Annotated in this window: 7 protein-coding genes; 1 reads left to right on the forward strand and 6 read right to left on the reverse strand. The window is 67.8% G+C overall.

Annotation, left to right across the window (positions count from 1 at the left end; genetic code table 11):
* Positions 1 to 35 precede the first annotated feature (35 nt).
* Positions 36 to 1,139, forward strand: a complete 1,104-nt coding sequence (locus H976_RS0104210; RefSeq protein ID WP_027860530.1) for an acyltransferase family protein — start codon at positions 36 to 38, stop codon at positions 1,137 to 1,139.
* Here the strand turns inward: H976_RS0104210 and H976_RS28485 are convergent.
* The 6 genes from H976_RS28485 to rpoB all read right to left on the reverse strand — a co-directional run bounded on the left by H976_RS28485 (position 1,075) and on the right by rpoB (position 12,253).
* On the reverse strand, positions 1,075 to 1,884 hold the full coding sequence (locus H976_RS28485) for a 1-acyl-sn-glycerol-3-phosphate acyltransferase (protein WP_051276161.1): 810 nt from the start codon (positions 1,882 to 1,884) through the stop codon (positions 1,075 to 1,077). The two genes, H976_RS0104210 and H976_RS28485, sit on opposite strands and share 65 nt — an antisense overlap.
* A 215-nt stretch (positions 1,885 to 2,099) precedes the next feature.
* A complete protein-coding gene (locus H976_RS0104220) occupies positions 2,100 to 3,353 on the reverse strand; it encodes a geranylgeranyl reductase family protein (RefSeq protein ID WP_231388785.1) in 1,254 nt (417 codons plus the stop codon).
* 116 nt (positions 3,354 to 3,469) lie between these two features.
* Complete coding sequence (locus H976_RS0104225; protein ID WP_027860532.1) at positions 3,470 to 4,075, reverse strand: GrpB family protein; 606 nt, start codon at positions 4,073 to 4,075, stop codon at positions 3,470 to 3,472.
* A 22-nt stretch (positions 4,076 to 4,097) separates the two neighbouring features.
* Positions 4,098 to 4,613 carry a DUF4232 domain-containing protein gene (locus tag H976_RS24440; protein ID WP_051276162.1) on the reverse strand — a complete coding sequence of 172 codons (516 nt, stop codon included), beginning with the start codon at positions 4,611 to 4,613 and terminating at the stop codon, positions 4,098 to 4,100.
* Between the two features lie 159 nt (positions 4,614 to 4,772).
* A complete protein-coding gene (locus H976_RS0104235; RefSeq protein ID WP_027860533.1) occupies positions 4,773 to 8,657 on the reverse strand; it encodes a DNA-directed RNA polymerase subunit beta' in 3,885 nt (1,294 codons plus the stop codon).
* Between the two features lie 92 nt (positions 8,658 to 8,749).
* Positions 8,750 to 12,253 carry a DNA-directed RNA polymerase subunit beta gene (gene rpoB / locus H976_RS0104240; protein WP_027860534.1) on the reverse strand — a complete coding sequence of 1,168 codons (3,504 nt, stop codon included), beginning with the start codon at positions 12,251 to 12,253 and terminating at the stop codon, positions 8,750 to 8,752.
* Between the last annotated feature and the right edge of the window lie 115 nt (positions 12,254 to 12,368).

Here is a 12,368-nt window from a genome sequence, read left to right on the forward strand (position 1 = left end):
CTAGGGACCTCGCAGGTGGCCGGTATTTTGTGCCCGTGCCCGACGTCGATGCTCCACTCGCGCCCAGCCCGGCGCCGGCCAAGCAACGCGACCCGTGGTTCGACAACGCCAAGATGGCGCTGGTCACGCTGGTGGTCCTGGGGCACTCCTGGACCCTGTTGCCGCTCAACCTCACCGACGGCGGCAGCTCGACCGCGACCCAGGTCGACACCTGGTTCTACAACTTCCTCTACGCCTGGCACATCCCGGCCTTCGTCATCGTCACCGGCTACCTCTCGCGGTCCTTCGAGTACACCCGCATCCGGTTGTGGAACCTGGTCACCACGGTGGCCGTGCCGTACGTGATCTTCGAGGGCGTCTACGCGCTCTACCGGCACGTCGTCGGCGGTGTCGACTTCGAGCGGCTGTGGGCCAACCCCCACTGGCCGATGTGGTACCTCTCCGCGATGTTCTTCTGGCGCCTGATGACGCCGATCTTCAAGCGGATGCCGGGCAAGGTGGTGGTCGCGGTCGTGATCAGTCTGGTGGCGGGCCTCTACGCCAACGACATCTTCGACAATGCCCGCATCTTCGGGCTGCTGCCGTTCTTCGTGCTGGGGCTGAAGATGCACGAGGGCCACTGGAGTCTGCTGCGCACCAGGCGGGCACGCTGGTACGGCATCGGCGCTCTCGTCATCCTGTTCGTGGTCGCCCGCTTCTCCGGCAACTGGTTCGAGACCGAGTGGCTCTACTACCGCTCGCGCTACGACGCGCTCGACCCGGACAACCTGCGCGCCATGGTGATCCGGATGTCGCTGCTGATCGCGGGCCTGGTGGGTTCCTTCGCCTTCTTCGCCGTCGTGCCGCGCAGCAAGACGTGGTTCTCCACCCTCGGCGGGGCCACCCTCGTGGTGTACCTGTTCCACGGGTTCTTCGTGCTCGGCGCCGAGTTCGCCGGCTTCAAGGGTTGGGCCGCGGACCACTGGCCGCTCTCCATGATCCTGGTGTCGATCCTGGCCCCGGCGCTGGCCCTCTTCCTGGCCTGGAAACCGGTCTCGAGCCGGCTGACCATGTTCGTCGACCCGATCGGCACGTTCACCCGTCGTCGGAAACGGCTGGCTTCCCGAACGCCGCCAGGTCCGGACCCCAGCTCGGGGTGACCGCGTTGAACGGCACCGCGTCGAGCTCACGGGCTCGCTGACGAGTGGGTGCGTGGCCGCCGAGGTGGGCGGGGTACCAGGTGGCCACCTCGCCGGGTCGCGGCACGTGGTGGGGCAACCGCTGGAGGCCCTCGAGCAGGTCGGTGAGATGGTGCCCGAGCTCGTGGGTCCGTGCGGTCACGTCGTCCCCCGGGCCGACGTACAACGGGGGGCCGAAGGCGAGGTCCACGCGGCGCCGGCGGGTCCACTCGACCGTGGACGTGGGGTCGCCCACCGAGGCGACCCGCTGGGAGCCCCAGATCGCGACCGGCACCAGTGGAGCTCCGGTGTCCCTTGCCAGCGACGCCACTCCCCGCATCAGCGGCCGCACGGTGTAGGAGTGGCTGATCCCGGCCTCGGGGAACCCGCAGACGGCCTCCCCTGCCTCGAGCTCGTGGCGGGCGCGGAGATAGGTGTACGCCGGCGCCTGCCGGTTCACCGGGATGTGCCGCATCCGGTCCATGAACCACGGCACGACCGGCACCTCCCAGACGTCGTGGCGGGTCATGAACCGCACGTGGCGACCGCGGGTCACGGCAGCCTTCTCGACGAGCACGAAGTCGGGGTAGGACACGTGCGTGGCGGCGAGCACGACGGGTCCGGTGCGCGGCAGGTGCTCCTCGCCGGTCCAGCGGACGTCGAGCCCGAGGCCGAGCAGCGCGAGCCGGCCGAGCCCGTTCACGCACCGGTAGACCGCGTCACCCATCACCCCTCCTGCCTGTCGCGCCACCGTAGGGCTTCGGCGCAGTCGGGCGGCGGGATTGGACAGCTGGACGAGCCGCGTCGACCGCACCCGCGTGCTCGTGTCACAGGAAAGCTCCCCCGGGCGGCGTACGACGACCCTGGTGTGGCACGAGGGCGGTTCCCCGGGCGCCCGGGGAAACTCGTGACCCGAGCCGCCACCTCCCAAACCACCGCCGCTCAGCTGAACGGCGGGCGGTCGTCGAACCGCACCGAACGACGACCGGCCCACCGCCACACGCGAGCCGCCCGGTCGCGGTCCTCGTCGGTGACCAGGTTGCCCATCCACCGCAGGGCGAGCGTCATCAGCCAGTCGCTGCGCATCCCGGCCGGGCCGAGGGCCGGGAGCAGCCGGGGCACCGTCACCAGCCCGGCCAGCCGCCGGGCGATCGAGAATGCCTCGCCGTAGTGCTCGCGCAGCAGTCGTGGCCACGCCTCGGCCAGGTCGGCGCCCTCCAGCATCAGGTCGACGACGAGCCTGCCGCCCTCGAGCCCGTAGTCGATGCCCTCGCCGTTGAGCGGGTTCACACACGCTGCGGCGTCACCCACCAACGCCCAGTTGGGTCCGGCGACATGGGAGACCGCGCCGCCCATGGGTAGCAGCGCGGAGGTGGGCATCCGCAGCTCGCCGGAGAGCTGGAACTCCTCCCGCCGCTCGTCGGCGTAGAACTGCATCAGCGGGCGCAGGGCGACGTCGGCGGGACGCTTCTCGGTGGCGAGGGTGCCGACGCCGATGTTCACCTGGCCGTCGCCCAGCGGGAAGATCCAGCCGTAGCCGGAGAGGATCTCTCCCTCCTGACCACGCAGCTCGAGGTGGCTGCTGATCCAGGGATCATCGTGCTTGCCGGAGTCGACGTACGACCTCGCCGCGACGCCGTACGCCGTGTCGCGGTGCCACTCCCGTCCGAGCTTCTTGCCCAGCGGCGACCGGACGCCGTCCGCCACCACCAGCCGCTCGCAGGCCACCTCCACGCGGTCACCGTCGCGGTCGAAGAGGACCCCGGCGACGCGACCGCCGTCCATGCGTACGTCGACCGCCCGGGCACCGTCCATGCCCTGCGCGCCCGCCTTGATCGCGGTGGTGCGGAGGTGGTCGTCGAGCTCGGTGCGCGCCACGGCCGACCCGTACGCCGGCAGCGAGCCGCCCGGCCAGGGCAGCAGCAAGGTCTGACCGAAGCCGTGCGCCCGCAGGCCGTGGTTGACCGTGTGCGCGCGCACCCAGTCGCCCAGGCCCAGCCGCTCGAGCTCACCGATCGCGCGAGGCGTCAACCCGTCGCCGCAGGTCTTGTCGCGGGGGAACACCGCTGCGTCCGCGAGCACCGTGTCCAGCCCCGCCCGGGCCGCCCACGCCGCGGTGGCCGAGCCCGCCGGCCCCGCCCCGACAACGAGCACGTCGGTGCGCAACGGCGCGCTCGGGGTGTCGGTGCTGCTCACCCGGACATTCTCGCAGCGGTGCCGGGACACCCGGCTAGCCGGGTACTCATGGTCCATTGGGGTGTTGCCACGCCCGAAGAGTCCATGGATACCCGGCTGACCGGGGATTCCTGCACCTACAACAACCCCGCATCCCTGAACGCGCGGTCGTAGATCGCCCGGATCACCGGCTGCTTGCGGGCGTTGTAGTCCATCACGTGCTCACCGGCGGCGTTGGCGGCCCTGGCGGCGCCGAGCTTGGCGTTGCGGTAGGCCTCGAGGTCGTCGGGGTGAGCCCGCAGCCAGTCACGGAAGAGGACGTGCCGGATCGTCTCCGGGCAGTCGGGTGAGAACACGTGCAGGTTGCACCGCGGGTCCTCGAAGGTCAGGCAGCGGTGCTCGTGCCACCACGGCTCGCGGATGACCAGCTCGAAGCCCGCCTCCTCGAGTGCGGGCAGCCAGGCTGCCTCGTCGGCGGAGTCGGCCACCGTGAGGTCGATGTCGATCACCGGCTTCGCCGGCAGCCCGGGTACGGCGGTCGAGCCGACGTGCTCGACAGACAATGCCCTCGCGCCGAGCGCCCCGCGAATCCGCTCGGCCAACGACGAGAAGAGGTCGGGCCAGGAGGGGTCCGGATCCACCACCTCGACCCCGGCTCGAGGCGACTTCCCCGGCACCCAGGCCGACTCCCCCGCGGGAGGGTCGACGCCGTGGTGACGGGTGATCTCCTCTGGCGTCGGCATCCGGTGAGGGTAGCCCGACGGGTCAGGGCCGACGGAAGGGCTTGTGCGCGATCAGGTGCACCGATGCATTGGCACAACCGGTCGTGCGGTGCGCGATGAACTGCGACCTGGTCGCGTTCGGCACATAGACACGGAAGCCGTCGACAGCGGTGGGGTGGCAGGTCGAGGCCGAGAAGTTGCTCGCGACCGTCTCGGACACCTCACTGACGACCCGCTGGCCCGGTGAGAGCACGAGGGTGCGCACCGTGCCCGCGTCGCGGGTCGCAGCGGCACCGATCTGGGTGCCGTTGCCGTGACCGACGTACGACAGCCCGCCGTACCCACCCGTGTGGCAGGCGTGGTTCGAGACGTTGGTGAGCACCAGTCGTCCGAAGCGGTGGCCGGCCCCGGAGTCGGTGTGGTGGAAGGTCGCGTGGAGGTTCGCGTTGGTGCACTGCGGAGTCGCCGCCTGCGCGGGCGCGAGCGGTACAGCCACCAGAGCGAGCGCGGCGACGGAGACTGCGGCGAAACCGGAGACGAGCTTGCGGGAACCGGACACGATGGGACCTCCTCGGTGGCCGCGAGTGCAGCCTCATCCATGAGACGCCCGACAGCGCCTGCCAGATACCTCACGTGGCGAAGGATTGCCTGAGAAACCGCCCGGGACGCACGACGGCCCCCGGCGCAGTGCCGGGGGCCGTCGAGTCAGATCAACCGATCAGTGCTGCTGGTAGGACCCGAAGTCGAAGTCGTCCAGCGCCACGGTCTGGTTGCCGGAGCCGAAGTAGTCGTCTCCGTAGCTGTCGTAGCCAGTCACGGCGTACGCCGCAGCGCGGGCCTCCTCGGTGGGCTCCACCCGGATGTTGCGGTACCGCTCGAGGCCGGTACCAGCCGGGATCAGCTTGCCGATGATCACGTTCTCCTTCAGACCCAGCAGCGAGTCCGACTTGCCGTTGATGGCAGCGTCGGTGAGCACCCGGGTGGTCTCCTGGAAGGAGGCCGCCGAGAGCCACGACTCGGTCGCGAGCGAGGCCTTGGTGATGCCCATCAGCACCGGACGACCCGAGGCGGGCTTGGAGCCCTCGGAGACCGCGCGGCGGTTCTCCTCCTCGTAGCGCACCCGGTCGACGAGGTCGGACGGGAGCAGCTTGGTGTCGCCGGACTCGATCACCGTGACGCGGCGCAGCATCTGCCGCACGATGATCTCGATGTGCTTGTCGTGGATCGACACACCCTGGCTGCGGTAGACCTGCTGGACCTCGGCCACCAGGTGCTCCTGGGCCTTGCGGACACCGAGGATGCGCAGCACCTCCTGCGGGTCGGGAGTTCCCTGGGTGAGCTGCTGGCCGACCTCGATGTGGTCGCCGTCAGCCACCAGCAGGCGCGAGCGCTTGCTGACGGGGTACTCCTGGACGTCCGAACCGTCGTCGGGGGTGACCAGGACCTTGCGGGCCTTGTCGGTGTCCTCGATCTCGATCCGACCGGCCGACTCCGAGATCGGAGCACGACCCTTGGGCTGGCGCGCCTCGAACAGCTCGACCACGCGGGGCAGACCCTGCGTGATGTCGTCGGCCGAGGCCACACCACCGGTGTGGAAGGTACGCATCGTCAGCTGCGTGCCGGGCTCACCGATGGACTGCGCGGCGATGATGCCGACCGCCTCACCGATGTCGACCAGCTTGCCGGTGGCCAGCGAACGGCCGTAGCACTTCGCGCAGGTGCCGGTCTTGGCGTCACAGGTCAGCACGGAGCGGACCTTGACCTCCTCGATACCGGCCGCGACGAGCTCCTCGATCTGCACGTCACCCAGGTCGGCACCGGCCACCGCGAGCACCTCGTTGGTGTCCGGGTGCGTGATGTCGACAGCCGCCGTGCGGGCGTACGCCGAGGTCTCGGCGTTCTCGTCCTTGCGGACCACGCCGTCCTCGCCACGCACACCGATGACCTTGGGCATGCCCCGCTCGGTCCCGCAGTCGTCCTCGCGGATGATCACGTCCTGCGACACGTCCACCAGACGGCGGGTCAGGTAACCCGAGTCGGCGGTACGCAGCGCGGTGTCGGCGAGACCCTTGCGGGCACCGTGGGTGGAGATGAAGTACTCCAGGACCGAGAGGCCCTCACGGAAGTTCGCCTTGATCGGACGCGGGATGATGTCGCCCTTCGGGTTGGCCACCAGACCACGCATGGCCGCCACCTGACGCATCTGCATCATGTTTCCGGAGGCACCCGAGTCCACCATCATGTAGATCGGGTTGTTCTTGTCGAAGTTGGCCTCCATGGCCTTGGCGACCTCGTTGGACGCCTGGGTCCAGATCTCGATGAGCTCCTGACGGCGCTCGTCGTCGGTGATCAGACCCAGCTCGGCCTGCGACTGGACCTTGGCGGCCTTCTCGTCGTACTTCGCGAGGATCTCCGGCTTGTTGGCCGGGGTCACCACGTCCTCGATGGACACGGTCACACCCGAGCGCGTGGCCCAGGCGAAGCCGGCGTCCTTGAGGGAGTCGAGGCTGTGTGCCACCTCGACCTTGGAGTAGCGCTCCGCGAGGTTGTTGACGATCCGGCCGAGCTCACGCTTGCCGACACCGAACTCGGCGTACTCGTAGTTCGACGGCAGCGTCTCGTTGAACAGCGCGCGACCCAGCGTGGTGTCGAGCGTGACCGGGTCACCCTGCTCCCAGCCCTCGGGCAGCTCGGTGCCGGCAGGCGGCACGACGCCCTCGAGACGGATCCGGACCTTCGACTGGAGAGTGATCTCCTTCTTGTCGAGGGCCATGATCGCCTCGCCGATGGAGGAGAACGCCCGGCCCTCGCCGATCGCACCCTCGTCGGCGCGGGTCAGGAAGAAGATGCCGATGATCATGTCCTGAGTCGGCATGGTCACGGGGCGACCGTCCGACGGCTTCAGGATGTTGTTCGTCGACAGCATCAGGATGCGGGCCTCGGCCTGCGCCTCCGCGGAGAGCGGCAGGTGCACGGCCATCTGGTCACCGTCGAAGTCGGCGTTGAAGGCCGAGCAGACGAGCGGGTGGATCTGGATGGCCTTGCCCTCGATCAGCTGCGGCTCGAAGGCCTGGATGCCGAGGCGGTGCAGCGTCGGTGCGCGGTTCAGCAGCACCGGGTGCTCGGCGATGACCTCTTCCAGCACGTCCCAGACCTCGGGGCGTACGGCGCGCTCGACCATCCGCTTGGCGGACTTGATGTTCTGCGCGTGCGACAGGTCGACCAGACGCTTCATCACGAACGGCTTGAACAGCTCGATCGCCATGTACTTCGGCAGACCGCACTGGTGCAGCTTCAGCTGCGGACCGGACACGATGACCGAACGGCCCGAGTAGTCCACGCGCTTGCCGAGCAGGTTCTGACGGAAACGACCCTGCTTGCCCTTGAGCATGTCGGACAGCGACTTCAGCGGCCGGTTGCCCGGGCCGGTGACGGGACGACCACGACGGCCGTTGTCGAACAGCGAGTCGACGGCCTCCTGGAGCATCCGCTTCTCGTTGTTGACGATGATCTCGGGCGCACCGAGGTCGAGCAGCCGCTTGAGCCGGTTGTTCCGGTTGATCACGCGGCGGTACAGGTCGTTGAGGTCGGAGGTCGCGAAGCGGCCACCGTCGAGCTGCACCATCGGACGCAGGTCCGGCGGGATGACCGGGACGGCGTCGAGCACCATGCCCATGGGGCTGTTGCCGGTCTTGCGGAACGCGTCGACGACCTTGAGTCGCTTGAGGGCGCGGACCTTCTTCTGGCCCTTGCCGGTGGCGATGGTCTCGCGCAGGGACGCGACCTCGTCGGCGATGTCGAAGGTCTCGAGGCGCTTCTGGATCGCCGTGGCGCCCATGTGGCCCTCGAAGTACTTGCCGAACCAGTTCTTCATCTCGCGGTAGAGCAGCTCGTCACCCATGAGGTCCTGGACCTTGAGGTTCTTGAAGGTGTTCCACACCTCCTCGAGACGGGCCAGCTCGGCGTCCGAGCGCTTGCGGACAGCGGCCATCTCGCGCTCGGCGCCGTCCTTGACCTTGCGCTTGGCGTCGGCCTTCGCGCCCTCCTCCTCGAGGGCGGCCAGGTCGGCCTCGAGCTTCTGGGCCCGCTCCTCGATCTGGACGTCGCGACGGTTCTCCAGGCTCTTGCGCTGCAGGCCGATCTTGCCCTCGAGGTCCGAGAGGTCCTTGTGGCGGGCGTCCTCGTCGACGCTGGTGATCATGTACGCCGCGAAGTAGATGACCTTCTCGAGGTCCTTCGGAGCCAGGTCGAGCAGGTAGCCCAGCCGGCTCGGCACACCCTTGAAGTACCAGATGTGCGTCACGGGCGCGGCGAGCTCGATGTGGCCCATGCGCTCACGACGAACCTTGGAACGGGTCACCTCGACGCCGCAGCGCTCGCAGATGATGCCCTTGAAGCGCACGCGCTTGTACTTGCCGCAGTAGCACTCCCAGTCCCGGGTGGGACCGAAGATCTTCTCGCAGAAGAGTCCGTCACGCTCGGGCTTGAGCGTGCGGTAGTTGATGGTTTCCGGCTTCTTGACCTCGCCGTGGCTCCAGGCGCGGATCTCGTCCGCGGTGGCCAGGCCGATCTTCAGCTGGTCGAAGAAATTCACATCGAGCACGGTGGCTGCTTTCCCTCGTTCAAATTTGGGTTTGGATCGTGGTGGGGGCTGAGGTGGGGCGGTACGCCGGGTCCGGCGTACCGCCGCCTTCCTCAGACCTCTTCAACCGAGCTGGGCTCGCGGCGGGACAAGTCGATGCCGAGCTCCTCGGCGGCACGGAAGACGTCTTCCTCCGCGTCGCGCATCTCGATCGCGGTGCCGTCCTGCGACAGCACCTCGACGTTGAGGCAGAGCGACTGCATCTCCTTGACGAGAACCTTGAACGACTCGGGGATGCCGGAGTCGGGGATGTTCTCGCCCTTCACGATGGCCTCGTAGACCTTGACGCGACCAGGCACGTCGTCGGACTTGATGGTGAGCAGCTCCTGCAGGGCGTAGGCGGCGCCGTACGCCTCCATGGCCCAGACCTCCATCTCACCGAAGCGCTGGCCACCGAACTGGGCCTTACCGCCGAGCGGCTGCTGGGTGATCATGGAGTACGGACCCGTCGAGCGAGCGTGGATCTTGTCGTCGACGAGGTGGTGGAGCTTGAGGATGTACATGTAGCCCATCGCGACCGGCTCCGGGAACGGCTCGCCCGAGCGACCGTCGAACAGGTTGGCCTTGCCGTTGTCCCCGACGATGCGGACACCGTCACGGTTCAGGTTGCTGGACCCGAGCAGACCCACGATCTCGTCCTCACGAGCACCGTCGAACACCGGAGTGGCGACGTTGGTGTCCGGGTCGGCCTTGTCGGCGTGGATCTTGATCAGGCGCTGCTTCCACTCCGTGTCGGACTTGTCCTCGTGGAGGTTCAGGTCCCAGCCCTGCTTGGCCAGCCAGCCCAGGTGGAGCTCGAGGATCTGGCCGATGTTCATCCGTCGCGGGACACCGAGCGGGTTCAGGATCACGTCGACCGGGGTGCCGTCCTCGGTGAACGGCATGTCCTCGATCGGCAGGATCTTCGCGATGACGCCCTTGTTGCCGTGACGCCCGGCGAGCTTGTCGCCCACCGAGATCTTGCGCTTCTGGGCGACGTAGACGCGGACCAGCTGGTTCACACCCGGGGGCAGCTCGTCGCCGTCCTCGCGGTTGAACTCGCGTACGCCGATGACCGTGCCCGACTCACCGTGGGGCACCTTCATCGAGGTGTCGCGGACCTCGCGCGCCTTCTCACCGAAGATCGCGCGGAGCAGCCGCTCCTCCGGGGTCAGCTCGGTCTCACCCTTGGGGGTCACCTTGCCGACGAGGATGTCACCGGTGGTGACCTCCGCGCCGACGCGGATGATGCCCCGCTCGTCGAGGTCGGCGAGCAGGTCGTCGCTGACGTTGGGGATGTCGCGGGTGATCTCCTCGGGACCCAGCTTGGTGTCGCGGGCGTCGACCTCGTGCTCCTCGATGTGGATCGAGGTGAGCACGTCCTCCTGCACCAGTCGCTGGCTCAGGATGATCGCGTCCTCGTAGTTGTGACCCTGCCAGGGCATGAAGGCGACGAGCAGGTTGGTGCCCAGCGCCATCTCGCCCTCGTCGGTGCACGGCCCGTCGGCGATCGGCGAACCGACCTCGACCCGGTCACCCTCGCTGACCAGCGGACGCTGGTTGATGCAGGTGCCCTGGTTGGAGCGCGTGAACTTCAGCAGGCGGTAGGACTTGTCGCCGCCCTCGTCGGTCATGATCACGACCTCGTCGGCCGAGACCGACTTGACCACACCGGCCACGTCCGTGGTGACCACGTCGCCGGCGTCGACCGCAGCGCGGTACTCCATGCCGGTGCCGACCAGGGGCGCGTCGCTCTTGATGAGCGGCACGGCCTGGCGCTGCATGTTGGCGCCCATGAGCGCGCGGTTGGCGTCGTCGTGCTCGAGGAACGGGATCAGCGCGGTCGCGACCGACACCATCTGGCGCGGCGAGACGTCCATGTACTCGACCTCGTCGCGCGGGATGTCGACGGCCTCTCCGCCACGCGTGCGGACCAGCACCCGCTCGTCGATCAGGTTGTCCTGGTCGTCGAGACGCGCGTTGGCCTGCGCGATGACCTTCGAGTCCTCCTCGTCGGCGGTCAGGTGGTGGATCTCGTTGGTGACGCGACCCTTCTTCACGACCCGGTAGGGGGTCTCCACGAAACCGAACGGGTTGATCCGGCCGTAGGAGGCCAGCGACCCGATCAGGCCGATGTTCGGGCCTTCAGGAGTCTCGATCGGGCACATGCGGCCGTAGTGCGACGGGTGGACGTCGCGGACGTCCATCTGCGCGCGGTCACGGGAGATACCGCCCGGGCCGAGCGCGGAGAGCCGGCGCTTGTGGGTCAGACCGGCGATCGGGTTGGTCTGGTCCATGAACTGCGAGAGCTGCGAGGTTCCGAAGAACTCCTTCAGCGCCGCCACCACGGGACGGATGTTGATCAGGGACTGCGGGGTGATGGCCTCGACGTCCTGGGTCGTCATCCGCTCGCGGACCACGCGCTCCATCCGGGCCAGGCCGGTGCGGAGCTGGTTCTGGATCAGCTCGCCCACCGTGCGCATGCGCCGGTTGCCGAAGTGGTCGATGTCGTCGGCCCGGACCTCGATCGCCTCGTTGTGGGCGTTCTTGATGTCCTTGCCCTTGGCATCGACCAGGTTCGGCTTCTCCGCGTGCAGCTGCACGATGTAGCGGATCGTGGCCACGATGTCGTCGATGGTCAGCGTCGACTGGTCGAAGGCCTCGTGGGTGCCGAGCTTCTTGTTGATCTTGTAGCGGCCGACCTTGGCCAGGTCGTAGCGCTTGGGGTTGAAGTAGTAGTTCTGCAGCAGCGTCTGCGCAGCCTCACGCGTCGGGGGCTCACCCGGGCGCAGCTTGCGGTAGATGTCCAGCAGCGCGTCGTCCTGAGCCTCGGTGTGGTCCTTCTCGAGGGTCAGCATCATCGACTCGTACTCGCCGAACTCCTCGCGGATCTGCTCGTTGGTCCAGCCGAGGGCCTTGAGCAGCACGGTGACGTTCTGCTTGCGCTTGCGGTCGAGGCGTACGCCGACCATGTCGCGCTTGTCGATCTCGAACTCCAGCCAGGCACCACGCGACGGGATCACCTTCGCGGTGAAGATGTCCTTGTCGGAGGTCTTGTCGGCCGAACGCTCGAAGTAGACGCCGGGCGAACGCACGAGCTGGGAGACCACGACACGCTCGGTGCCGTTGATGATGAAGGTGCCCTTGCGGGTCATCATCGGGAAGTCGCCCATGAAGACGGTCTGGCCCTTGATCTCGCCGGTCTCGCCGTTGGTGAACTCAGCGGAGACGTAGAGGGGACGGGAGTAGGTGAAGTCCTTCTCCTTGCACTCCTCCTCGGTGTACTTCGGGTCGAGGAAGACGGGGTTCTCGAACGAGAGCGACATCGTCTCGGAGAAGTCCTCGATCGGGGAGATCTCTTCGAAGATCTCGTGCAGTCCCGACTTCTGCGAGAGCTCCTCGCCGGCCTTCCGGCGCTCCGCAACCTTGTTCTCCCACTTCTCGTTGCCGATCAGCCAGTCGAAGCTGTCGGTCTGGAGGGCAAGAAGCTGCGGAACCTCGAGGGGCTCGGAGATCTTGGCGAAGGAGATGCGGCGGGGACTGTTGTTGGTGCTGTTCTTGCTGCGCGAGGCGGCCAAGAGTGGTCCTTCCGAGGCTCACATGTGTGGCGGCGCCCAGTCCCACCACAAACCAGCCACCGGGCAGGCAGGAAGCATTTGAGGGAGGGCGCAAAGAGTCAGACTACAACACTGC

It is taken from the genome of Marmoricola sp. URHB0036 (assembly GCF_000426045.1).
Taxonomy (GTDB): Bacteria; Actinomycetota; Actinomycetes; order Propionibacteriales; family Nocardioidaceae; genus Marmoricola.

Coding starts and splice junctions, on each gene's coding strand:
- H976_RS0104225 (WP_027860532.1), bottom strand. CDS start 4,075: ATGCCGACGCCAGAGGAGATCACCCGTCACCACGGCGTCGACCCTCCC.
- H976_RS28485 (WP_051276161.1), bottom strand. CDS start 1,884: ATGGGTGACGCGGTCTACCGGTGCGTGAACGGGCTCGGCCGGCTCGCG.